General features: G+C 62.9%; 22 protein-coding genes. 16 read left to right on the top strand and 6 right to left on the bottom strand.

What is annotated here, in order from left to right:
- Positions 1–21: 21 nt before the first annotated feature.
- The 4 genes from aroQ to AC1RTQ_RS15725 all read left to right on the top strand — a co-directional run bounded on the left by aroQ (position 22) and on the right by AC1RTQ_RS15725 (position 2692).
- Entirely contained in the window at positions 22–465 is a 444-nt protein-coding gene (gene aroQ, locus AC1RTQ_RS15740; RefSeq protein ID WP_492877058.1) for a type II 3-dehydroquinate dehydratase, read from the top strand.
- On the top strand, positions 459–1397 hold the full coding sequence (locus AC1RTQ_RS15735) for an alpha/beta fold hydrolase (protein ID WP_492877056.1): 939 nt from the start codon (positions 459–461) through the stop codon (positions 1395–1397). The genes aroQ and AC1RTQ_RS15735 overlap by 7 nt, the downstream gene beginning before the upstream one ends.
- On the top strand, positions 1394–1804 hold the full coding sequence (arfB, locus tag AC1RTQ_RS15730) for an alternative ribosome rescue aminoacyl-tRNA hydrolase ArfB (RefSeq protein ID WP_302089851.1): 411 nt from the start codon (positions 1394–1396) through the stop codon (positions 1802–1804). Before AC1RTQ_RS15735 ends, arfB begins: the two co-directional genes overlap by 4 nt.
- A 195-nt stretch (positions 1805–1999) precedes the next feature.
- On the top strand, positions 2000–2692 hold the full coding sequence (locus AC1RTQ_RS15725; protein ID WP_302089852.1) for an alpha/beta hydrolase: 693 nt from the start codon (positions 2000–2002) through the stop codon (positions 2690–2692).
- Here the strand turns inward: AC1RTQ_RS15725 and AC1RTQ_RS15720 are convergent.
- The 3 genes from AC1RTQ_RS15720 to AC1RTQ_RS15710 all read right to left on the bottom strand — a co-directional run bounded on the left by AC1RTQ_RS15720 (position 2686) and on the right by AC1RTQ_RS15710 (position 4225).
- Positions 2686–3018: an SMR family transporter gene (locus AC1RTQ_RS15720; RefSeq protein WP_034359382.1), complete on the bottom strand. Its 333-nt coding sequence runs from the start codon at positions 3016–3018 to the stop codon at positions 2686–2688. The two genes, AC1RTQ_RS15725 and AC1RTQ_RS15720, sit on opposite strands and share 7 nt — an antisense overlap.
- Positions 3019–3158: 140 nt before the next feature.
- The gene (map, locus tag AC1RTQ_RS15715) at positions 3159–3965 is read right to left on the bottom strand and encodes a type I methionyl aminopeptidase (protein ID WP_492877052.1); all 807 of its coding nucleotides are present in this window, start codon (positions 3963–3965) and stop codon (positions 3159–3161) included.
- Complete coding sequence (locus AC1RTQ_RS15710) at positions 3962–4225, bottom strand: ParD-like family protein (protein WP_302089854.1); 264 nt, start codon at positions 4223–4225, stop codon at positions 3962–3964. The genes map and AC1RTQ_RS15710 overlap by 4 nt, the downstream gene beginning before the upstream one ends.
- A 386-nt stretch (positions 4226–4611) precedes the next feature.
- On the opposite strand from AC1RTQ_RS15710, the gene AC1RTQ_RS15705 reads away from it, so the two are divergent.
- Positions 4612–5991, top strand: coding sequence for an NAD(P)/FAD-dependent oxidoreductase (locus tag AC1RTQ_RS15705; protein ID WP_492877050.1), 1380 nt, complete (start codon positions 4612–4614; stop codon positions 5989–5991).
- 1 nt (position 5992) lies between these two features.
- On the opposite strand, the gene AC1RTQ_RS15700 is transcribed toward AC1RTQ_RS15705, so the two are convergent.
- The 3 genes from AC1RTQ_RS15700 to AC1RTQ_RS15690 form a co-directional block, all read right to left on the bottom strand.
- Positions 5993–7663 carry a phospholipase D family protein gene (locus tag AC1RTQ_RS15700; protein WP_492877048.1) on the bottom strand — a complete coding sequence of 557 codons (1671 nt, stop codon included), beginning with the start codon at positions 7661–7663 and terminating at the stop codon, positions 5993–5995.
- A gap of 22 nt (positions 7664–7685) precedes the next feature.
- Complete coding sequence (locus AC1RTQ_RS15695) at positions 7686–9293, bottom strand: alkaline phosphatase D family protein (protein ID WP_492877046.1); 1608 nt, start codon at positions 9291–9293, stop codon at positions 7686–7688.
- Between the two features lie 86 nt (positions 9294–9379).
- Complete coding sequence (locus AC1RTQ_RS15690; protein ID WP_492877044.1) at positions 9380–10357, bottom strand: NADPH:quinone oxidoreductase family protein; 978 nt, start codon at positions 10355–10357, stop codon at positions 9380–9382.
- Between the two features lie 123 nt (positions 10358–10480).
- Here AC1RTQ_RS15690 and surE point away from each other — a divergent pair, with 123 nt between their 5' ends.
- The 11 genes from surE (at position 10481) to ispG (ending at position 21799) form a co-directional block, all read left to right on the top strand.
- Complete coding sequence (surE, locus tag AC1RTQ_RS15685) at positions 10481–11266, top strand: 5'/3'-nucleotidase SurE (protein ID WP_302089859.1); 786 nt, start codon at positions 10481–10483, stop codon at positions 11264–11266.
- Positions 11263–12048, top strand: coding sequence for a protein-L-isoaspartate(D-aspartate) O-methyltransferase (locus AC1RTQ_RS15680; RefSeq protein ID WP_302089860.1), 786 nt, complete (start codon positions 11263–11265; stop codon positions 12046–12048). The genes surE and AC1RTQ_RS15680 overlap by 4 nt, the downstream gene beginning before the upstream one ends.
- Positions 12049–12061: 13 nt before the next feature.
- Positions 12062–12922 carry a peptidoglycan DD-metalloendopeptidase family protein gene (locus AC1RTQ_RS15675; RefSeq protein WP_492877041.1) on the top strand — a complete coding sequence of 287 codons (861 nt, stop codon included), beginning with the start codon at positions 12062–12064 and terminating at the stop codon, positions 12920–12922.
- Positions 12923–12924: 2 nt separating this feature from the next.
- Positions 12925–13983, top strand: coding sequence for an RluA family pseudouridine synthase (locus tag AC1RTQ_RS15670; protein ID WP_492877039.1), 1059 nt, complete (start codon positions 12925–12927; stop codon positions 13981–13983).
- Between the two features lie 99 nt (positions 13984–14082).
- Positions 14083–15252: an SMC-Scp complex subunit ScpB gene (gene scpB, locus AC1RTQ_RS15665; protein WP_492877037.1), complete on the top strand. Its 1170-nt coding sequence runs from the start codon at positions 14083–14085 to the stop codon at positions 15250–15252.
- On the top strand, positions 15249–16838 hold the full coding sequence (locus AC1RTQ_RS15660) for a pseudouridine synthase (RefSeq protein ID WP_492877035.1): 1590 nt from the start codon (positions 15249–15251) through the stop codon (positions 16836–16838). The genes scpB and AC1RTQ_RS15660 overlap by 4 nt, the downstream gene beginning before the upstream one ends.
- Positions 16839–16960: 122 nt before the next feature.
- Positions 16961–17386 carry a nucleoside-diphosphate kinase gene (gene ndk / locus AC1RTQ_RS15655; RefSeq protein WP_003053316.1) on the top strand — a complete coding sequence of 142 codons (426 nt, stop codon included), beginning with the start codon at positions 16961–16963 and terminating at the stop codon, positions 17384–17386.
- A gap of 132 nt (positions 17387–17518) precedes the next feature.
- Complete coding sequence (gene rlmN / locus AC1RTQ_RS15650; protein WP_302089865.1) at positions 17519–18640, top strand: dual-specificity RNA methyltransferase RlmN; 1122 nt, start codon at positions 17519–17521, stop codon at positions 18638–18640.
- A gap of 25 nt (positions 18641–18665) precedes the next feature.
- Positions 18666–19517, top strand: a complete 852-nt coding sequence (pilW, locus tag AC1RTQ_RS15645; protein WP_492877033.1) for a type IV pilus biogenesis/stability protein PilW — start codon at positions 18666–18668, stop codon at positions 19515–19517.
- Positions 19510–20499: a helix-turn-helix domain-containing protein gene (locus AC1RTQ_RS15640; RefSeq protein WP_492877031.1), complete on the top strand. Its 990-nt coding sequence runs from the start codon at positions 19510–19512 to the stop codon at positions 20497–20499. The genes pilW and AC1RTQ_RS15640 overlap by 8 nt, the downstream gene beginning before the upstream one ends.
- 19 nt (positions 20500–20518) lie before the next feature.
- Positions 20519–21799 carry a flavodoxin-dependent (E)-4-hydroxy-3-methylbut-2-enyl-diphosphate synthase gene (gene ispG / locus AC1RTQ_RS15635; protein WP_302089868.1) on the top strand — a complete coding sequence of 427 codons (1281 nt, stop codon included), beginning with the start codon at positions 20519–20521 and terminating at the stop codon, positions 21797–21799.
- Positions 21800–21806 lie beyond the last annotated feature (7 nt).

Below are 21806 nucleotides of genomic sequence, written 5' to 3'. Positions count from 1 at the left end.
CAAAAATAAGGAGATGCTTCCGTGAAAACCGTCTATGTCCTCAATGGCCCGAATCTCAATCTGCTGGGCATGCGCGAACCCGCCATCTATGGCTCGGCCACGCTGGCCGATGTCCAGAAGCTGTGCGAGGAGGCTTGCGTGCGCCATGGCCTGAAGCTGGAGTTCCGCCAGAGCAACCATGAGGGAGAGCTGGTGGACTGGATTCACGAGGCAGGCCGTCTGCACGCCAAGGGGGCGTTGCAGGCCCTGATCATGAACGCCGCGGCCTATACCCATACCAGTGTGGCAATTCTCGATGCCGTCAAGGGCACGGCCGTGCCGCTGGTGGAGCTGCACATCAGCAATGTCCATGCGCGCGAGAGCTTTCGCCACCATTCCTATCTGTCGGCCACGGCGCGCGCCGTGATGTGCGGCTTTGGCGTGGCCGGCTACGGCCTGGCTATCGATGCGGTGGCGCAGTGGTGACATCGGCGGTTGAAGCAGCCTGTTCCCTGGAACAGGTTTCGCAGGAGCTGAGTGTCGACGTGCCAGCAGCGATTGCCCGGCTGCAGGCCACGGCGCGGCGCGTGCAGACTAGGCTTGGCGAAGCCGCCGGCAGCGGCGCGATGATCTGGCATGGCTGGCAGCCCCCTGCAGGGGTGGCGCAGCGCGGCTTGCCGCTGGTGCTGCTGCATGGCGGCAGCGGCAGCTGGACGCATTGGTTGCGCGTGATTGAGCCGCTGACCGAGGCGGGCTACAGCCTGTGGCTGGCCGATCTGCCGGGTTTTGGCGAATCCGATGGCGTGCCCGGCGGCATGGATGTGGACTCCATGCTGGAGCCTCTGGCCCATGGCATCGGGCAACTGCTGGGCAATGCCGGTGCGGGTCCGGTCTGCGATCTGGTTGGTTTTTCCTTTGGTGGCATGACCGCCGGTCTGCTGGCCGCCGAGCATCCGGAACTGGCCCGCAAGCTGTTGGTGGTCGGTGCACCCGGCATGGGCATGACCGAGGGGCGGACCGTGCGTTTGCTGGGCTGGCGCCACCTGCCGGGGCTGGAGGCGCAGATGCAGGCCCATCGCCACAATATTGCGGCCCTCATGCTGCATGACGCGACACTGATCGACGAGGAGACGCTGGCATTGCATGCGCTCAATGTGGCTCGTGACCGGCTGCCGCGCAGGCGGCTGTCGCGCACCGATGTGCTGGCCCGGGCCCTGACCCGTGTCAAGGTGCCGGTGGCGGCGATCTATGGTGAGCATGACCCTCTGTATGCGGGCTGCCTGGCAGAGCTGCAACTGTTGATGCAGCGCCAGTGCGGTGGTGCGCTGGACTGGCAGGTGATGCCGGGCGTCGGCCATTGGGTGCAGCACGAGGACCCGGCCACCTTCTGCGCCGCGCTGCAGGAGGCTCTGTCGTGAGCAACGCTGCCGTCTTCGAGCTGACCGAAGCCGATGTGCAATGGAGCGCCGTGCGCTCGCAAGGCCCTGGCGGCCAGAATGTGAACAAGGTGGCCAGCGCCGTGCATCTGCGCTTTGACATCCGAGCCTCGCGTCTGCCTGCCGATGTTCAGCAGCGCCTGCTGGCTTTGGGTGATTCGCGTATCACCACCGATGGAGTGGTGGTCATCAAGGCGCAAAAATACCGCACTCAGGAGCACAACCTGTGGGATGGGTTGCAGCGCCTCAATGCGCTGGTGGCCACGGTTGCCAGGCCGCCACGCCCGCGCAAGCCCACCAAGCCGACATGGGGCTCGCAGCAAAGACGCTTGCAGGGCAAAAGCCTGCGCTCCGGCATCAAGGCTTTGCGCGGCCGGGTGCATGATTGAGCTTCTGTAGCGGCAAAGCCACGCTCAGGTCAGTCAACTGTATCAAAAGGCATGCGCGTCCCCTGGCGGGCCGGGTGCGGATCGGTCAGCCGGCTGCGGGTCTGCGCTATATTGTTTTGATAGCTGCAGTCGCAGAATGCAAGAGCGCTACAGCCTGTTTTCCATCAAATTCCGTGCTGCCTTCGGGAGTTTTCCATGAGCACATTGCCTTTGACTTATCTGGAGCGGCCCGCGCAGCTTGCCGCCGGTCAGCCTGCCTGGCTGCTGGTGCTCATGCATGGCGTGGGCAGCAATGAGCAGGACCTGTTTGGCCTGGTGCCCTATGTGCCGCCGCAGTTTCATGTGCTCAGTCTGCGTGCGCCCTTTGCCATGGGTATGGGCGCTTATGCCTGGTTTCAGTTCACTGTGGATGCCGATGGCACGCGCCATATCAATGTGCCGCAGGAGCAGCAGGCGCGCATCTTGCTGCAGCAGACGGTGGAGCAGGCCGCGCAGCAGCTGGACATCCCGCCTGAGCGGGTGGTGCTGGGAGGCTTCAGCCAGGGCGGCATCATGAGTCTGAGCCAGTTGCTGACGCAGCCCCAGACCTTGCGTGCCGCACTGGTCTGGCACAGTCGACTGCTGCCCGAGATCGCTTCGCTGCATGCGCCCGCTGCCGCATTCGAGGGCAAGTCGGCCTGGGTCAGCCACGGTACTTATGACAATGTGATTCCGCTGACCAGCGCCCATGCCGTGCGTGACCGCCTGGCCTCATTGCCCCTGCAGCTGAGCTATCACGAGTATCCGGGCGCCCATGAGATCCGGCCTGAGGAGCTGCGTGCCAGCATGCAGTGGCTGCAGGATCTGACGCAGTCGGCGGATGACTTCGGAAGCGATGGTGATCAGTGACCGGCGGTCTTTGAAAACAGATTGATCACCAGCACGCCGCCGACAATCATGGCCATGCCGGCCAGAGCGGGAGCATCGAGCTTCTGGCCTTGCCAGAAATAGGCGACGGCCGAGACCAGCACGATGCCCACGCCGGACCAGATCGCATAGGCCACGCCCGTGGGGACGGTGCGCAGCGTCAGCGACAGCAGATAGAACGAAATCGCATAGCCCACCAGGGAAACAGCGGTAGGGCCGAGCCTGGAGAAGCCTTCCGACCTGGCGAGGAAGGAGGTGGCAATCACCTCGCAGATGATGGCCAGGCCCAGATACAGGTAATTTGTCATGCCGGGCACTGTAGTGCGGCCGAGGCCGGGCTGTTTCCAGGCCGGTTTCAAGACCCCGGACCGCTTCTGGCCGTTATTGCCAAAATCCAGCGGCTGTGCGCACATCGCCGAGGGTAATATGCGCGGTTTGCCGCGCTTGGTCAGATGGCAGGGTAGTCACCTGTCCCCTCGGGCCAGGGCGTCAGCACCTCGAATCCGGTTTCCGTCACCAGCACCATATGCTCCCACTGGGCAGAGAGGGATTTGTCGTTGGTGATCACGGTCCAGCCGTCAGACAGTTCGCGTGTGGCGGCCTTGCCGGCGTTGAGCATGGGCTCGATGGTGAAGATCATGCCGGGCTGCAGCACCAGTCCCTGGCCGGGCGTGCCGTAGTGCAGCACCTGAGGCTCGTCGTGATAGACCTTCCCGATGCCATGACCGCAGTACTCGCGCACGATGGAAAAGCGCTCACGCTGGGCCACGGTCTGGATGGCATGGCCTACATCGCCCAGAGTGGCCCCGGGCTTGACGGCGCGGATGCCGGCCACCAGGGCTTCATAGGTGGTGTTGACCAGGCGCCTGGCCAGATTGCTTGGCTGGCCCACGTAGTACATGCGGCTGGTGTCGCCGATCCAGCCTTCGGGCGTGGTTACTGCGACGTCGACATTGATGATGTCGCCGTCCTTGAGGGCCTGTTCGACATTGGGGATGCCGTGGCAGACCACATGGTTGACGGAGGTGCACACGGTCTTGGGAAAACCGTAATAGCCCACATTGGTGGGCGTGCATTTCAGCTCGCTGACGATGTAGTCGTGGCAGATCTTGTCCAGTTCCTCGGTGCTCACGCCAGGCTGCACATGGGGCGTGAGCATGGCCAGCACCTTGGCGGCCAGGCTACCGGCCTTACGCGAGAGAAAGATGTCTGTGGCGTCATGAATGGGCACGACTTTCTGTTTGCCGCGCTTCATTGCATGCCTCCTACCAGGCGCACCGGACGGGGGCGGCGCATGACTGTATCGGGTTCATGAGCGCTGGCAGGCTGCAGCTCACGCTCGGCTTGCTGCAGAAGCAGGGCACAAATGCCTTCGTAATTGAGCTGGGGGTGATGTTCGGCCAACTGGCCTACACGCAGCCAGTGCTCGGCCTGGGCATTGATGGAGCGGCCGAGGGCCGCACTGGAGACACGAATCTGGTCGTGCAACTGGTCTGAAATTTTGACGATTCCCATGGCCGAGCATCATAAGGGTTGTATACGTTTCGTATATTGACAAACGCAAATTGCATGGTTGAAGCAGCGGTTTTGCAACCGTTTGACATGCGCAGTTCGTCGAGCAGGGTTTTGCGCCACTGCCGAATGACACAGTGCCCAAGAAGTTGATAGCACTCTGCGCTTGCTTGGCATTGCTTGCAGCTAGGGCTGTTCAGAAAACTGAAAGCTTTTAAAGCAGGCCTTGCATCCGTGTCGCTCAAGTCTTATAAAAGATATATATCATCAGTATTTGCCTTGTCCATATTGAGTTTCCTGCTATAAAAATTGAAGAACAATCAATGCGTGCCAGACATCTTGAGATGTTTTGGCGTCCGGTTACAACAGACGCAGAGTCAGGGTCGTTCATGCAAAACGCAGTCAGTCAGGCAGAGCAGGGCGAGCAGCCCATCATCGAATCTCAGGGGCGGCAAGCTCGAAAGCCACAGCCTCCACGCAATGTGCATGCGGCCCGCATCGTGGTCGTGGGCGGTGGCGTGGCGGGGCTGGAGGTGGCCACTGCCCTGGGCAAGCTCAAAAGCGAAAGCATTGACACGGTGACGCTGGTGGACAGCGACTCCGCCCATGTCTGGAAGCCCATGCTGCACACGATTGCGGCCGGCACCCGCGATCTGGCGCAGCAGCAGACCACTTATCTCGCCCAGGCCACCGATGCCGACTTTGCCTACCAGCCTGGCGAGATGTGCGGCCTGGACCGTGAGGCACGCGAGATTCTGCTTGCCCCTATTTATGCCCCCGATGGTCGCGAGCTGGTGGCGGGGCGGCGTCTTGCCTATGACAAGCTGGTGATTGCGGTGGGTAGCGGTGCCAACGACTTCGGCACGCCCGGCGTGCATGAGCACTGCTTCATGATCGATTCGCGTCGCAAGGCCGATGCCTTCAATCAGGAAATCCGTCTGCGCATGGTGCGCTGCATGACCAGTGGAGAGCAGTTGCAGGTCGCCATCGTGGGCGGCGGTGCCACGGGGGTTGAGCTGGCGGCAGAGCTTGTTCAGCTTGCAGAAAGTGCCACGGCTTACGGAGCATTGGGCGAGGCGGCCAAGTTCCGCATCGTGCTGATCGAGGCAGGCTCGCGCCTGCTACCCAGCTTTCCCGAAGAAATCTCCGAGGCCACGCGCGTGCGGCTGCAGGCCCTGGGCGTTTCCGTGATCGTCGGCGGCCGCGTCAGCCGTGCGACGGAGCAAGGTTTCGAGCTGGCCAATGGTGAGCTGATTCCTGCCAGCCTGCGTGTCTGGGCTGCCGGGGTCAAGGCACCGGAATTTCTGATGCAGCTGGGTTTGCAGACCACGCGCAGCAATCAGCTGCTGGTCAATGACGAGATGCAGACCAGCGACTCTGATATCTATGCCCTGGGCGACTGCGCCAGCTATACCTTGCCGGGCAAGCAGGAGGCTTTGCCTCCCACGGCCCAGGTGGCCCACCAGCAGGCCCGCTATCTGATCGAGACCCTGCCTCATGTGCTGGAGCGCCCTGGGGCCAAACCCGTAGGCTTTGCCTATCGCGACTTTGGCGCCTTGGTGTCCCTTGCGCATTACGACGCCTATGGCTCGCTGGGAAAGTTCGGTCTGTTCAACGGCGGTGTGATTCGTGGCCGCATGGCCATGCTCAGCCACATCATGCTGTACCGCTCGCACCAAGCGCGGCTTTACGGCTTCTGGCGCGGTGGCCTGCTGTGGCTGATCGATCTGATGAACGCGCGGCTGCGTCCCTCCATCCGTCTGGACTGAGCTACAAAAGCCCTTCGATGGGCAGCCAGCTCAGCACCCGCACCATGAAACGCTGCCACCAGCTGGTGCCGGGGTCGGCACTGAAGGTCTGGGTTTCATGGGGCGGCTGCAGATTCTGGCTCGTCCAGCTGAGCCTGCCCTGCGGGTCCAGCTGCACCTTGTAGGCCATGCGCGGCAGATGCTGATCCAGGCTGGTGCTGACCTGCTGGCTCAAGGCCGGGTCTTTGATGACCACGCCCATTTCGGTATTGAGCATGGCCGAGCGCGGATCGAAGTTGAAGGAGCCGACAAAGAGCTGCTTGCCGTCGACCGCGAAGGTCTTGGCATGCAGGCTGGCGCCCGAGCTGCCCGTGGTGGCGGAGCTGCCGCTCAGCGCTGCAGGTGACGGGGCTTCGTGCTTGGGAGTCTTTTCGGCAGGCTTGCTCTTTCGGGTCTTGTCCGGCTCGTCGGCTGCGGGCTGACTGCGCAGATCGATCTGGCGGCGCATCTCGTAGAGTTCCACGCCCATCTTCAGCAGCGGCTTGCGGTATTTCTCGTAGCCCGCGTGCACCACGGCCACATCGGTTGCCTCCAGGCTGTTGGTCAGAATGCGTACTCGCACACCTTGCTGGCGCAGATGAGCAAAGGCGTCGACTCCGGCCTGGGTGGGCACGAAATAGGGCGACACCACTTCCAGCAACTGCTGGGGCTGGCCAATCACAGGCTGGAGCTGGGACAGCAGCAAGTCCTCGGGCGCAGCTTCGCGCAGGACCTTGGCCGGGTCGTCGCTGACCAGGGTGGTCTCGGCCCATTGCAGCGGCAGTCGACCCGCCAGCAAGTCGGTGCTGAAGCGGCTGCGGCCCACGGCCTGCACATAGGCCTGGGACTCCGGGCGGTTCACATCGGCGTGCAGGCTTGCGTAGACCTTGTCCACGGCCTGCTGCGGCATGGCGGGCAGCAGGCTGGCTGCCGGGTATGCGGAGGGGCTGTTCCAGTAACGGTCGAATTCCGCTGCTACCTCGCTCACCACCGAGCCTGTGGCCACCACATCGAGGTCGGCGAACAGCACACCATCGGAGGCGGCAAAGTACTCGTCGCCGATATTGCGCCCGCCCACGATGGTGGCGGCGGAGTCGGCCGTGTAGCTCTTGTTGTGCATGCGCCGCTGGGTGCGCGCGAAGTCCGTCACATAGCCGATCACCTTGGGTGTGCGCAAAGCGAAGGGGTTGAACAGCCGTACCTCGATCTGCGGATGCTGGTCCAGGGCGGCCAGCATGGCGTCCATGCCGCCGGTGCCGCCATCGTCCAGCAGCAGGCGTACGCGCACGCCGCGGTCTGCAGCGAGCAGCAGCTCATCAAGCAGCAAATGGCCTGTGGTGTCGTTACGCCAGATGTAGTACTGCACATCAAGCGTGCGTTGCGCGGCCCGGGCCAGCAGGGCGCGGGCCGCGTAGGCGTCATGGGCATCGGCCAGCATATGGATGCCGCTCTGCCCCGGATGCACCTGCTGCAGCGGCTCCAGTGCCTGGCCGAGCCGGGTTTGCAGTGCCTGTTCAGTACTCAGGGCCTCGGTGGCAGTGCGATCCGGCATGGGCGGCAGGCCGCAGCCTGCGAGCAGACCTGCGATCAGCAGGGCTGCCGCCGTACCGCGCCACAGAGGAGGTTCGGATCTCGAAGCCTGTGTGTTTTGCATGGCCCGAGTATGCCGCAGCGCATCAGGCGATCTTCACAGGGCCGGGGCGGCGATCTTCCACCACAAAGCGTGCCAGCGTATAGAGACTGCTGTCGGCCTGCAGTGGGTTGCTCACGGCGCGCAACTCCGTGGTCATGGACTGCGGCGTGATCTCCACGAGGCTGTAGCCGCGCTCCTCGCAGCGTGCGAAAACTACCTGGGGGTTGTGGGCCACGATGGCATCGACCCTGGCCTGTGTCGTGCCGCTGTGCGAGCTGATGGAGGTGCCGCAGAATTCGCTGGCAATCACCGGATTGGCCTTGTCCGGGGCCTGATCGGCCCGGGCTGCAATGGCACAGACATAGTTCTGGTGAATGTCTCCGCCAAGCAGCACGCTGTTGCGTGGCTGGCTCTCGGCAATCTGGCGCACCAGGCGCTGGCGGGCCTGAGGGTAGCCGTCCCAGCTGTCGGTCGACTGCCGGCCGTTGGGATGCTTGCGGGCCGCGAACAAGGTGGTCTGCACCACGGTGCTCCAGCGGGTGGCCTCGACCCTCTCGCGTGCATCGTCCTGCAACTGCCGGGCCAGCCAGCGCTCCTGATCCCAGCCCAGAAAGCTGCGTCCCGGATCTTGCAGGGCAGGGCATTCGGCCGGGTCCACGGTGCCGGTGCTGGCCTTGCCCTCGGGGCGGCAGGCCTGCAGATCGCGGTACTGGCGGCCGTCCAGCAGGTGCAGTCTTGCCAGCTTGCCCCACTGCAGGCTGCGGTACAGCGCCAGGCCTTGAAAGTTGCGCTGCAATGCGCTGTCACGCAGTGGCATGTTTTCATAGAAAGCCTGCCAGGCCGCCATGCGCCTAGCCAGAAAGTGAGCGCTGTCCCCCCGTCCGTGCTGGGCTACATAGTCGTTTTCAACCTCGTGATCGTCCCAGATGACGGACCAGTTGCATACGGCATGGGCGGCCTGCAGATGAGCATCGCTTTTGTGCAGCGCATAGCGGTCGCGATAGTCCTGCAAGGTCTGGGCGGTACGCAGCGGCTGCGCACGCGCCAGTCCATCGGGCTTGGCTGGTTGCGCATATTCATAGATGTAGTCGCCGAGAAACAGCACCAGATCGGGCGAGGCCTGCGCGGCATCGGCCCAGGCGCTGTAGAAGCCGTGCTCCCAGCGCTGGCAGGAGGCAACGGCCAGACGCAGCCTGCGGACATCGGCTCCGGCCGCTGGGGCGGTGCGGCAGCGTGCGGTGGTGCTGAAGGCATCGCCACAGCGGAAGCGGTAGAAATACCAGCGGTCCGGGCTCAGGCCGTTGACCTGTACATGGACGGCATGGCCCCATTCGGCCATGGCCTGAGTCTGCCCATGAGCCACGGGCTGGCGGAACTGGGTATCGTGGGCCACCTCCCAATGCACGGTCTGTGCTGCTAGGTTGGGCGCGACCGCTGTACCAAGATAGTCTAGAGGCGCCGTGAGCCGCGTCCAGATCAGGATGTTGTCGGGTTCCGGGTCGCCGCTGGCCACTCCTAGGGTGAAAGGGTTGTGGGTCAGTGATTCCGTGGCGCGGGCCCAGGCGGGAAGGGCGCCCACGGCCGTGGCAAGGCTAGAGGCAATCAGAAAGCGCCGGCGATCCGGCGCGGGCGTGTGGGCAGGAGAAAACATGGCGATGCTCTGGTGTCGGGGTTTTGTAGCCAGTGGCTGGAAGTATCTCCCCGACCCCGCAGGCATCGCCGCGATTTACCGCAGCTTTACGCGTTGACCAGCACCAGCTTGCCCTGTACCTGGCGTGAGCCCATGCGCTCATAGGCGGCGAACAGCTCGCTCATGGGCATGGTGCGGTCGATCACGGGCTTGATCCTTCCCTGGGCCCACCATTGCGACAGCTCCTGCATCATGGCCGCATTGTTCTGAGGCTCGCGCTTGGCGAAGTCGCCCCAGAACACGCCGACCAGAGAGGCTCCCTTGAGCAGAGGCAGGTTCAGCGGCAGCGAGGGGATGGGGCCGGAGGCAAAGCCGATGATCAGATAGCGGCCTCGCCAGGCAATGGAGCGGAAGGCAGGCTCGGCGAACTCGCCGCCCACGGGATCGTAGATCACATCGGGGCCCTTGCCATTGGTCGCAGCCTTGATGGCTTCGCGCAGATCGCCCTGGCTGTAGTTGATGGTGACGTCCGCACCTTGCGCCTTGCACAGCGCACATTTCTCGTCCGTGGAGGCCGCTGCAATCACCCGTGCACCGGCCGCCTTGGCAATCTGTATGGCAGCCGTGCCAACGCCGCCCGCCGCGCCCAGCACGAGCACGGTCTCGCCGGCCTTGAGCTGACCGCGGTCGATCAGCGCATGGTGGGAGGTGGCATAGGTCATGATGAAGGCGGCGGCATCGACAAAGGGGAAGTCGGCCGGAAGCGGCATGCACATGGCGGCGGGTGCCAGCGTATGCGTGGCGAACCCGCCCGTCCCCGAAAGACAGGCCACATGCTGGCCTACCTTGAGGTGTTTGACGCCTTCGCCCACGGCCTGCACCACGCCGGCGTATTCCGAGCCCGGCACAAAGGGCAGGGGCGGCTTGATCTGGTATTTGTTCTGCACGATCAGCAGATCGGGAAAGTTCAGGCTGGCAGCCTTGACTTCCAGCAGCACCTGGCCGGGGCCTGGCTGCGGTGTGGGCTGCTCGGTCCATTTCAGGGTCTCGACGCCGGTGGGGGTGGTGCAAAGCCATGCGTGCATATCTTGTCTCCTGATCTTCTTGAGGTGAGATTGGGGGGAATCGGCTCGCAGATGATAGAAGTGTGGTGCGAATGCCGCGTGTCTCTGTCGTGACCTTGGAGCCGCCTACAATCCGCCTCATCCATGAAGATTCTTATTTGCAATGACGACGGCTTCCAGGCCCCAGGCATCGTGGCTTTGCACGATGCGCTGCGCACCGTGGCAGACGTCGAAGTGGTGGCGCCCGAGCACAACAACAGCGCCAAGTCCAACGCGTTGACGCTGAACGCGCCGCTGTATGTGCATCAGGCCTACAACGGCTTTCGCTACGTGAACGGCACGCCCGCAGACTGCGTGCATATCGCGCTGACCGGCCTGCTTGGCTACCGGCCCGATCTGGTGGTCTCGGGCATCAACAACGGCGCCAATATGGGCGACGACACGATTTACTCGGGCACTGTGGGGGCGGCCATGGAGGGCTATCTGTTCGGTATTCCGTCGATTGCCTTCTCGCAGGTGGACAAGGGCTGGGCCGAGCTGGAGGCGGCGGCTGCCACAGCCCGTCAGATGGTTCAGCAGATGCAGGCCCAGCAGCTGATCGGTACTGCTCCCTGGCTGTTGAACGTGAATATTCCCAATATGCCGCTGCATGCACTCAAAAGCGTCAAGCTGTGTCGCCTGGGGCGCCGCCATGCGGCCGAGCAGGCCATTCAGCAGCAAAGTCCACGTGGCGAGACCATGTACTGGATCGGCAGCGCCGGCGCTGCAAAGGACGACTCCGAAGGCACGGATTTCCATGCCACGGCCCACGGCCATGTCTCGATGACGCCGCTCAAGGTCGATCTGACCGATCATGAAAACCTGGGCTATTGGGCGCAGACGGCCAGCAAGCTGGCAGGTCCATCCACCACATCGGCGGCAGCATCGTGAGCGAGCGTCGTCCGCCTCAGGTCCCGGGCTGGATTGCACGCTCGGTTCAGACGGGCACCAGCGCGGCGCGGCCGCCCGTTGCTCCCAAGTCCATCAATCCGCTGCGTGTGGCCGCTTCACCTGTGGGGGTGGGGCTGGACTCATCCACAGTGCGGGCCCGCATGGCCCAGCGCATCGGTGCGGCCGGCGTCAGCAACCCTGCCGTGCTTCAGGCCATGGCCACTGTGGAGCGTCACCGCTTTGTCGACAGTGCTCTGGTCAACCAGGCCTATGAAGACACCAGTTTGCCTATCGGCCTGGGTCAGACCATCTCCAAGCCCAGCATCGTGGCCCGCATGATCGAGCTGCTGCTCGATTCGGATGCCGCTCGGAACGGGCAAGGGCGCGTGCTGGAGATCGGTACGGGCTGCGGCTATCAGGCCGCCGTGCTGTCCATGCTCACCAAAGAGGTTTATTCGATAGAGCGGCTGCGTGGGCTGCATGAGAAAGCGCGCAGCCATCTGCGCCCCATGCGCCTATCGAATGTGCATCTGATCCTTGGAGACGGCATGGTTGGTTTTGCCAGTGGCGCGCCCTATGCGGGCATCATCTCCGCTGCCGGAGGTGATGTGGTGCCGCAAGAGTGGTGCGATCAACTGGCGGTGGGCGGGCGTCTGGTGGCTCCTGTCGTGGTAGGTGCGGGTAAGCAGGCACTGCTGGTGATTGACAAGAGTTCACACGGTTTTACGCAGACAGTTTTGGAAGCAGTCAACTTTGTCCCTCTAAAATCGGGGATCGCCTAGAAGGGAATAGCTTATGTTGGTATCGCGAAGTCTTGGTGCATGGGGAACGGCCGTGCTGGCAGGTGTCATCCTGGCCGGTTGTGCTGCCCAGGCAAACAGGGCTCCTGTGGAGGATCGCGGACAGTCGGCCTCCTCGTCTTCAACTGTGGACGTCAAGTCGCTGCCCGGCGCTGAAAATGCCGGCAAGCCGGGTTACTACACCATCAAGCCTGGCGACACTCTGATCAGGATTGGTCTGGAGCACGGCCAGAGCTGGAAGGACATTGCTCGCTGGAGCAATCTGGACAATCCCAATGTGATTGAAGTCGGTCAGGTGGTGCGTGTGGTGCCGCCCGGACGCGAGGCGCCTGTCGCATCGTCCGGCTCGGGTCGCGGTGTCGCGCCCGTGGTCGTGGGCGGTGGCAGCACTGCAGCCACGACGAACTCCGTGACGCCCCCGGCTGCAACCGCAACGGCAGTGCCATCCACGCCTGCAACAAGCCCTGCGCCTGTTGCCAAGGGAGCCGATGATGTGAACTTCATCTGGCCTGCCGGCGGCTCGCTGATTGCCGGCTTCGACGAGCAGCGCAACAAGGGCTACGACATCAGCGGCAAGGCCGGTGATCCCGTGGTGGCTGCGGCCGATGGTCGTGTGGTGTATGCCGGTGCCGGCCTGCGTGGCTATGGCAACCTCATCATCCTCAAGCACAACAACACCTATCTGACTGCCTACGCCCACAACCAGTCTCTGCTGGTCAAGGAAGATCAGGCCGTGAAGAAGGGGCAGAAGATTGCAGAGATGGGCAGCACCGATGCCGATCGCGTCAAGCTGCACTTCGAGGTGCGTCGCCAGGGTAAGCCTGTCGATCCTTCGCGCTATCTGCCCTCGCGTTGAGCATGGCCTCGCAACGCAAGCAAGCCGCACAAGCCCCTGCCCAGCAGGGGCTTGTGCCTTCTGACGCGGTCGAGCAGAGCTGGGACGAAGCAGCCGAAGACGGCATTGCCTCGGCCGAGGTCGAGAGTCGCGAACTCACGGTCGCCACCGAGCATCATGGTCAGCGTGTGGACAAGGTGCTGGCGCTGGGGGTGTCCGAGTTCTCGCGCAGCTATCTGCAGCAGTTGCTGGCCGACGGTGCGGTCACGCTCAACGGCAAGGTCTTGATCAAGCCCTCGGTCAAAGTGGCCGTGGGCGACCGCCTGAGTGTGGAAATGCGGCCCACCCAGCAAAGCATGGCCTTCCAGCCCGAGGCCATGGATCTGCAGGTGGTCTATGAGGATGAGGATCTGCTGGTCATCAACAAGCCTGCGGGTCTGGTGGTGCATCCGGCGCCCGGCAACTGGACGGGCACATTGCTCAACGGCCTGCTGGCGCGTGATGAAAAAGCGCGCCAGGTGCCGCGTGCCGGCATTGTTCACCGGCTGGACAAGGACACCAGCGGTTTGATGGTGGTGGCACGCAATCGCAGCACCATGGATGCGCTCATCAAGATGATTGCCGCGCGCGATGTGAGCCGTCAGTATCTGGCGCTTGCCCACAAGCAATGGGGCAGCCGCAAGCACCGCGAGGTCGATGCGCCGATCGGTCGCGATCCGCGCAACCGCCTGCGCATGGCGGTGGTGGATCTGAATCTGCACCCGGGCAAGCAGGCGCGTACCGATTTCGATCTGCTCGATGGCGATGCAGCGCACAGCCTGGTGCGCTGCACGCTGCATACCGGCCGCACGCACCAGATCCGGGTGCACATGGCTTCGCTCGGCCATCCGCTGATTGCCGACACGCTTTATGGTGGTCAGCCCGAGGGCGGACTGGAGCGCCAGGCACTGCATGCCTTCAGGCTGGCCTTTGAGCACCCTGTGACGAAAACGCCGCTGGTCCACTATGCGCCGCTGCCACAAGACATGGCCGGTGCACTGGATTTATGGGGTCTGCGTTACAATCTGCCGGAAAGCCTCTGACCATCACTCGCATGGCATCTTTGGGGCGCTTCCCTCTCTTCTTAGAATCAGGCGTCCCACCGCAGTCGGTGCGACGGCCGCTCCCGAAACGCTGCGCCCATGAATACGGTAGATGCCAAGCGGGTTCTTGAAACAGCATTGATTTGTGCCTCGCAGCCTGTAACGCTGCGGGAATTGCGCTCACTTTTTGATGATGTGCTGGGCTCGGACACGGTTAAGGATTTGCTGCTGGATCTGCAAAAGGACTGGGCCCTCAAGGGCGTGGAACTGGTGCAGGTGGCTTCTGGCTGGCGTTTTCAGAGCCGGCCAGAGATGCGGGTCTATCTGGACAAGCTTCACCCCGAGAAGCCGCCCAAGTACACGCGGGCGACGCTTGAGACGCTGGCGATCATTGCCTACCGTCAGCCGGTCACGCGCGGTGATATTGAGGACATTCGCGGTGTGACTGTGAACAGCCTGATCATCAAGCAGCTGGAAGACCGAGGCTGGATCGAGGTCATCGGCCATCGTGAAACCGTGGGTCGGCCCGCGCTGTTTGCCACCACGCGCCAGTTTCTCGATGATCTGGGTCTGCAGTCGCTGGATCAGTTGCCCATGCTGGAGGAAACCCAGGCCCAGCAAAGTCTGTTCAAGGCGCTGGATGGAGAGGAGGGCGAGCAGACCGCCGTACCGCAGGCCGGAGCGGAGGATGCCCTGCCTCTGGAGGGGGTGGACGCCGCAGAGCCTGCCGAGGTCGTAGCGAATACGGATGTCGCTGCTGAGTCCGATGCGGCTGAGAGTGAAGTTCTGGGTGCCTTGAATGAGGAAGGTGGCGCCGAGGATCAGTCTGCTCTAGGTGCTGATGAAGTGGCGGAAGAGCGGGCGGTGATTCAGGCGGAGCTTCAGCCTGAGTCCGATGTGCCGGAGCTGGAGTCATATTCAGTTCAAGCGCAGGCTGATATTGCACAAGCTGCTACGGAAACAATAGAGACCGCGCTGCCTGACTCGGAGCCTGGGCCGGCTATGGAGCTGCCGTCTGTGAGCAAGCCCAAAGCGGCCAGGCCCGCCAGGACTGTCAAGGCGGCAGAGTCGCAGCCCAAGCCGGCGGCCAAGAAAGCAGGCCGTACCGAGTGGGTGGGACTGAAGGCGTTTCTCGAGGATGACTACGGCAGCGACGACGAGGCCGAGGACGCAAAGACGAAAGCGCGGGCCGACGATGCCGTCGAGTCGGCAGAACAACGAATTGTGGAGGATGACGATGGCGTCGTCCCCGAAGGAAAACTGGAATGAACAACGAGACATCGAACCCGATGCCCGAGTCTGCAGCCGCTTCGCCCGAAGCCGAGCCGGTCAAGAAGACTCGCAAGCCCCGCGCAGCCAAGGCCGATGGTGCCAAGGATACTGTCGAGGCCAAGAAGCCTGCTGCACCGCGCAAGCGTGCCGGCGTCAAAAAGGACGCTGCTGCCGAGGCCAAGCCTGCGCGCAAGCGCGTGACCAAGCCCCGGGCCGAAGAACCCGTGGCCGTCGAGGAGCCGGTTCAGCCCGTGGCCGAGCAGGATGTGGAGGTGCAGTCCCAGGGTCATGACCATGACGCAGCAGATGCCGTCGTCGCGGAGGTGGCCGCGGGAAGCGTTGCCGCTCCTCATGGGCACAAGGGACGCAAGGGGCAGAACATCGACTTTGCCGATGTGATCTCGGGCGACTTCGATGACGACGAAGAGAACGGCAGCGCCATGCCCGCCAAGCGCGTGCTTGCACCCCAGCTCGATTCTCCCAAGCTGCACAAGGTGCTGGCCCAGGCCGGCATGGGTTCGCGCCTGGAGATGGAACAACTGATCCTGGAAGGGCGCATCTCGGTCAACAACGAGCCTGCCCACGTCGGCCAGCGCATTCAGTTCGGCGATATCGTCAAGGTCAACGGCCAGCCCATCCGCTTTCGTATCGACCCGCCGCCCGCACGCGTGATTGCCTATCACAAGCCCGTGGGCGAAGTGGTGACGCATGACGATCCGCAAAACCGCCCTACGGTGTTCCGCAAGCTGCCCAAGCTGCAGCATGGCAAGTGGCAGTCGGTGGGTCGTCTGGACCTGAATACCGAAGGTCTGCTGCTGTTCACCAGCTCGGGCGAGCTGGCGAACTCGCTGATGCACCCCCGCTTCGGGCTGGAGCGTGAATACGCGGCCCGTGTGCTGGGCGCGCTGAGCAAGGAAGAAAAGCAGCGTCTGCTGGACGGCGTGCAGCTCGAAGACGGCGAAGCCAGTTTTGGTGCCGTGGAAGACGGCGGCGGCGAAGGTGCCAACTGCTGGTATCGCGTGACCATCTCCGAAGGTCGCAACCGCGAAGTGCGTCGCATGTTCGAGGCTGTGGGTCATGCCGTCAGCCGTCTGATCCGCATTCGCTACGGTGCCATGATGCTGCCGCGCGGTCTCAAGCGCGGCGCCTGGGTGGAGCTCGATCAGGCCGATATCCAGGCGCTGATGTCGGCAGCCGGCGTCAAGGAGCGTGCTCCTGTCGAGCGCAACAACGCTGGCGCCCGTGGTGCCAACAACCGTGGCGGCCGCAACAACCGCAGCGGTGGTCGCGGCAATGGCATGAATGCCGATCGCGCACCTCAGGGTCGCCGTGAAGGCGGTGGTCAGCGCCGTGGCGAGTGGGACGGCAATCGTCCGGCACCTAGCGGCATGCTGGGCGACAGCCCGCGCAACAAGTCCGGTGGCCGCTCCGGTGGCTCGGGTCGCTCGCAAGGGGATAGCCAGCCCGACCCCATGCGCACTTCGGTGGGCTATATCGGCAGCGACAGCCTATCGCGTGCCCGCCAGAACGCCAAGCGTCGCCCTGCTGGCGGTGGCGGCGGTGGTCGTCGCGGCGGTCGCTAAAAAGTCGTCCGTAAGGATTTGAGTGCTGCCTGGACTTAAAGGTCTATGGCGGCACCGCTAAAATCAACTGTTTTGCTTTTTCGGCAAAAACCCATAGTAACCCTGATTAGGAAATAATCATCATGGCTATCGAACGTACCCTCTCCATCATCAAGCCCGACGCAGTTGCCAAGAACGTGATCGGCCAAATCTACGCCCGCTTCGAAGCTGCTGGCCTGAAGATCGTGGCTGCCAAGCTGGTGCACCTGTCGCGCGGCGAAGCCGAGCAGTTCTATGCTGTGCACGCCGCCCGTCCTTTCTTCAAGGATCTGGTTGACTTCATGGTCTCCGGCCCCGTGATGATTCAAGCTCTGGAAGGCGAGAACGCCATCCTGAAGAACCGTGAGCTGATGGGCGCTACCGATCCCAAGAAGGCAGAGAAGGGCACCATCCGCGCCGACTTCGCCGACAGCATCGACGCCAATGCCGTGCACGGCTCTGACGCTGCTGAAACTGCTGCTGTGGAAGTTGCCTTCTTCTTCCCCGGCATGAACGTGTACTCGCGTTAATCCACGCTAGCTTTACAGCATGCTCTCGCTGACGCCGGCGCTTTGCATTCGTGCAAAGCGGGTGTCAGCACTTGAAGATGCTGGCCACGGCGTGGCAAACACCGTTCGCAAGACGCCTCGCCACATGCCGATATGACTACTAATTTGCTTGATTTTGACCTCGAAGGACTGACCGCTTATTGCGAGCAGCTCGGGGAGAAGCGTTTCCGTGCGACGCAGCTGTTCCGCTGGATTCACCAGCGTGGTGCATCCGATTTCGACCAGATGACAGATCTGGCCAAGTCTTTGCGCGAAAAGCTCAAAAGCCGGGCCCACATTACCGCTTTGCCTGTGGTGACGGAGCATGTCTCTGCCGACGGCACCGTGAAGTGGCTGTTCGATGTGGGTGACGGCAATGCCGTTGAATCCGTTTTCATTCCTGAGGACGACCGTGGCACGCTGTGTGTATCGTCCCAGGCAGGTTGCGCCGTGGGCTGCCGCTTTTGCTCGACGGGGCATCAGGGCTTCAGCCGCAACCTCAATACCGGCGAAATCCTTGCTCAGCTCTGGTACGCCGAGCATTCGCTGCGCAAGCGCTTCGGTACCGAAGATCGCATCATCTCCAACGTGGTGATGATGGGCATGGGCGAGCCGCTGCAGAACTACAGTGCGCTGGTGCCAGCTCTCAAGGTGATGCTGGACGACCATGGCTATGGCCTGTCGCGTCGCCGCGTGACGGTGTCCACCTCGGGCGTGGTGCCCATGATGGACCGACTGTCGCAGGATTGTGCGGTGGCGCTTGCGGTGTCGCTGCACGCGCCCAATGATCCGTTGCGTGACAACCTGGTGCCGCTGAACAAGAAGTACCCGATTGCCGAGCTGCTGGACGCCTGCGAGCGCTATCTGGAGTTCGCGCCGCGTGACTTCATCACCTTTGAATATTGCATGCTCGACGGCGTTAACGATCAACCTGAGCATGCACGCCAGCTGATAGAGTTGGTGCGCGCGCGCGGCGATGGCAAGAGCTGGTGCAAGTTCAATCTGATCCCGTTCAATCCCTTCCCCGCTTCGGGTTTGTTGCGCTCGCCTTCGGCTCGTGTGACCGAGTTCGCTACGTTGCTGAGCAATGCCGGCATCGTGACCACGGTGCGTAAGACTCGGGGTGATGATATCGATGCGGCCTGTGGTCAGCTCGCGGGCGATGTAAAGGACAGAACTCGCGCTGCCGAGCGTATGGCCAAGCAGCGTACTATCCCGCTCAAGCAGGTGTCTTGACGGAGTTTTGAATAAAGGACAATCAATGAGGGCAGTGGTACAGCGACCGGTTTGGCAACATTGGGGCTTGTTGGCCCGGTGGGGGGTACCGGTTGCGGTCGCGGCACTTGTGGGTTGCACTTCGACAACGACCACCACCACTTCCTCTACGTCCGTGCCCCAGTCTTCCGTGGTTGGCACGGGCGGGACCCAGGTGGCGGATGCCAATCGCCGTGCACAGATTCGCCTGGAGCTGGCTGCCAATTACTTTCAGGCAGGGCGCCTGGACGTGGCCATGGATGAGGTGGGGCAGGCCTTGGCTGCCAAGCCCGATTACGCCGATGCATACGGCCTGCTGGGCCTGATCCTCATGCAGAACCAGGACTGGACGCAGGCCGAGGTCGCCATGCGCAAGGCCGTGGATCTCAATCCGCGTGACGGCAACCAGATTCACAACTACGGCTGGATGCAATGCCAGCAAAAGCATTTCGATGCGGCCCAGCAGTGGTTTGATAGAGCCTTGCAGGCCCCGGGCTACCGTGAGCAGCCCAGGACCCTGCTGGCCAAGGGCATGTGCTACCAGCAGGCGGGACAGTTGGAGCAGGCCTACCAGAACATGTTTCGCGCCTACGAGATGGATGTGGGCAACTCCGCCGCAGGCTACAACCTGGCAAATGTGCTTTGGCTCAAAGGTGATCTGAAAAAGGCGCAGTTCTACATCCGGCGCTTGAATAACAATAGCAATCAGGCCAGTGCGGAAAGCCTCTGGCTTGGAATCAAAATAGACAGGGCACTGCACGACGACATTGGAGTGCGTCAACAGGCCGATCAGTTGCGTGAGCGTTTTCCTCAATCGCGTCAGTGGCTGGCCTATGAACGTGGAGCTTTCAATGAATGAGGCTGCGGTGGAAGAGGAAACTATGCAAAGCGAAGAGCAGGTGCCCACTCATGGGCAGGCCACGGCCGGGGTCTTGTTGCGTCAGGCGCGGGAAGCAGCCAGGATGCAGTTGCCCGTGATGGCTGCGACATTGAAGGTGCCGCAGCACAAGCTGCAAGCGCTGGAGGCCGATGACTATGCGGCCTTTCCCGATCATGTGTTCATGCGTGCTCTGGCCATGGGAATGTGCCGGACCTTGCATATCGATGCCGAATCGGTGCTGGCCAAGCTGCCGCGCACCGAGATCAAAAGCCTTGCCAAAACAGGTCCTGGCATCAACGAGACCGTCAAGGTGCGCAGCAGCTTCAAGGTCACAGGGACATCGCTGGACTCCGGCAACAGCAGCTCTCGCAAGATTGCGGCAGGCGTTCTGATTCTGCTGGCAGCTGCCGCTGCCGTGTACTTTGTGCCATTCCAGCAGATGGTGGACGGCGCCGATGGGGCAGGCGCGCCAGCGCCGGCTCAGGCACAGTCTGGCCAGACGGCAGTGGTGAGCGCTCCGGCTGCAGAACCGCTTGCCCAGGCTGAGGGGGGGGCACAGGGCAGCTCTGCCACACCCGCAGCGCCGGTGGCAGAGCCTGTGTCGGCAGCAGCAGCTGCTGCCAGCATGCCTGGCGACAGCGCTGCAGCAAGCGCTCCCGCACCTGTGGCAGCGGCCCAAACCGCAGCCCCGGCAACCGAGGCAGCCACGCCTGCGGCCGGCGCTGGTGGCCTGCTGGTGCTGAAGGTGAATACCGGCCAGTCCTGGGTCAAGGTCAGGGACGCGAGCGGCAAGGTAGTGCTGGAAAAGACCCTGTCCAAGGATGAATCTGCGACTGCCGAAGGCCAGTTGCCCCTGTCGGTGATTGTGGGCAATGCCAAGGGCACGCAGGTGACGGTACGTGGCGAACCCTTCGATATCTCGAGCACACGCGACAATGTGGCTCGCTTCGAGGTGAAGTAACCGTTCGAGGTAAACAAGAGTGCAAGATTCTCAAAGCTCGCAGCAGCTCAGCCAGGCGATAGCCATCGCCAGCCCGCTGCCGCGCAAATCGCGCCAGGCCCGGGTGGTGTGGCGCAACAACGTGGTCACCGTGGGGGGCGATGCGCCCGTGCGCGTGCAGTCCATGACCAATACCGACACCGTGGATGCGGTGGAGACCGCCATCCAGGTGCGTCAGCTGGCCCAGGCCGGCTCGGAGATGGTGCGCATCACGGTGAACACGCCCGAGGCGGCGGCGGCCGTGCCCTATATTCGCGAGCAGCTCGATCGCATGGGCGAGTACGTGCCGCTGGTCGGGGACTTCCACTACAACGGCCACCGTCTGCTGACCGACTACCCCGACTGCGCCCAGGCGCTGTCCAAGTACCGCATCAACCCTGGCAACGTGGGCAAGGGCGACAAAAAGGACAAGCAGTTCGGTCAGATGATCGAGATTGCGGCCAAATACGACAAGGCCGTGCGCATCGGCGTGAACTGGGGCTCTCTGGACCAGGAAATCATGGCCGATCTGATGGATCAGAACAGCCGTCGTGACAAGCCCTGGGAGACGCGCCAGGTCATGTACGAGGCGCTGATCACCTCGGCCATCAGCTCGGCCGAGCTGGCCAGGAATATTGGTCTGAACCCCGACAACATCATCCTGTCCTGCAAGGTCAGCGGTGTGCAGGATCTGATTGCGGTCTACCGCGAGCTGGCGCGCCGCTGCGACTATGCGCTGCACCTGGGTCTGACCGAGGCCGGCATGGGCACCAAGGGCACGGTGGCCTCCACCGCGGCACTGTCGGTGCTGCTGCAGGAAGGCATCGGCGACACGATTCGCGTCTCGCTCACGCCCCAACCCGGTGAAGCTCGCACGCAGGAGGTCGTTGTAGCCTCCGAAATCCTGCAGGCCCTGGGACTGCGCGTGTTCGTGCCCAGCGTCACCGCCTGCCCGGGCTGTGGCCGCACCACCAGCACCACGTTCCAGGAGCTGGCCAAGAAGATCGACGATTTCCTGCGTGGTGAAATGCCGGTCTGGCGCACCCAGTTCCCCGGCGTGGAAGCCATGAAGGTGGCGGTGATGGGTTGTATCGTCAATGGCCCCGGCGAGAGCAAGCATGCCGATATCGGCATCAGTCTGCCCGGCAATGGCGAGGCACCTGCGGCGCCAGTGTTCATCGACGGCGAGAAGGCCTTGACGCTGCGCGGCGAGCATATTGCCGAGGAGTTCCAGACCCTGGTGCTGGAATATGTGCAGCGCCGCTACGGCCAGAAGGCCTGAGCGACTC

This window comes from Comamonas sp. GW821-FHT11H03, from assembly GCF_058807955.1.
Note: the sequence above shows the minus strand (reverse complement) of the source record. Positions and strands in the feature narration are given on the sequence as shown.

Coding starts and splice junctions, on each gene's coding strand:
- AC1RTQ_RS15660 (WP_492877035.1), top strand. CDS start 15,249: ATGAACAACGAGACATCGAACCCGATGCCCGAGTCTGCAGCCGCTTCG.
- surE (WP_302089859.1), top strand. CDS start 10,481: ATGAAGATTCTTATTTGCAATGACGACGGCTTCCAGGCCCCAGGCATC.
- AC1RTQ_RS15725 (WP_302089852.1), top strand. CDS start 2,000: ATGAGCACATTGCCTTTGACTTATCTGGAGCGGCCCGCGCAGCTTGCC.
- AC1RTQ_RS15675 (WP_492877041.1), top strand. CDS start 12,062: ATGTTGGTATCGCGAAGTCTTGGTGCATGGGGAACGGCCGTGCTGGCA.
- AC1RTQ_RS15690 (WP_492877044.1), bottom strand. CDS start 10,357: ATGCACGCATGGCTTTGCACCACCCCCACCGGCGTCGAGACCCTGAAA.
- AC1RTQ_RS15710 (WP_302089854.1), bottom strand. CDS start 4,225: ATGGGAATCGTCAAAATTTCAGACCAGTTGCACGACCAGATTCGTGTC.
- pilW (WP_492877033.1), top strand. CDS start 18,666: ATGAGGGCAGTGGTACAGCGACCGGTTTGGCAACATTGGGGCTTGTTG.
- AC1RTQ_RS15695 (WP_492877046.1), bottom strand. CDS start 9,293: ATGTTTTCTCCTGCCCACACGCCCGCGCCGGATCGCCGGCGCTTTCTG.
- AC1RTQ_RS15720 (WP_034359382.1), bottom strand. CDS start 3,018: ATGACAAATTACCTGTATCTGGGCCTGGCCATCATCTGCGAGGTGATT.
- AC1RTQ_RS15705 (WP_492877050.1), top strand. CDS start 4,612: ATGCAAAACGCAGTCAGTCAGGCAGAGCAGGGCGAGCAGCCCATCATC.
- ndk (WP_003053316.1), top strand. CDS start 16,961: ATGGCTATCGAACGTACCCTCTCCATCATCAAGCCCGACGCAGTTGCC.
- rlmN (WP_302089865.1), top strand. CDS start 17,519: ATGACTACTAATTTGCTTGATTTTGACCTCGAAGGACTGACCGCTTAT.
- map (WP_492877052.1), bottom strand. CDS start 3,965: ATGAAGCGCGGCAAACAGAAAGTCGTGCCCATTCATGACGCCACAGAC.
- AC1RTQ_RS15640 (WP_492877031.1), top strand. CDS start 19,510: ATGAATGAGGCTGCGGTGGAAGAGGAAACTATGCAAAGCGAAGAGCAG.
- AC1RTQ_RS15700 (WP_492877048.1), bottom strand. CDS start 7,663: ATGCAAAACACACAGGCTTCGAGATCCGAACCTCCTCTGTGGCGCGGT.
- AC1RTQ_RS15670 (WP_492877039.1), top strand. CDS start 12,925: ATGGCCTCGCAACGCAAGCAAGCCGCACAAGCCCCTGCCCAGCAGGGG.
- scpB (WP_492877037.1), top strand. CDS start 14,083: ATGAATACGGTAGATGCCAAGCGGGTTCTTGAAACAGCATTGATTTGT.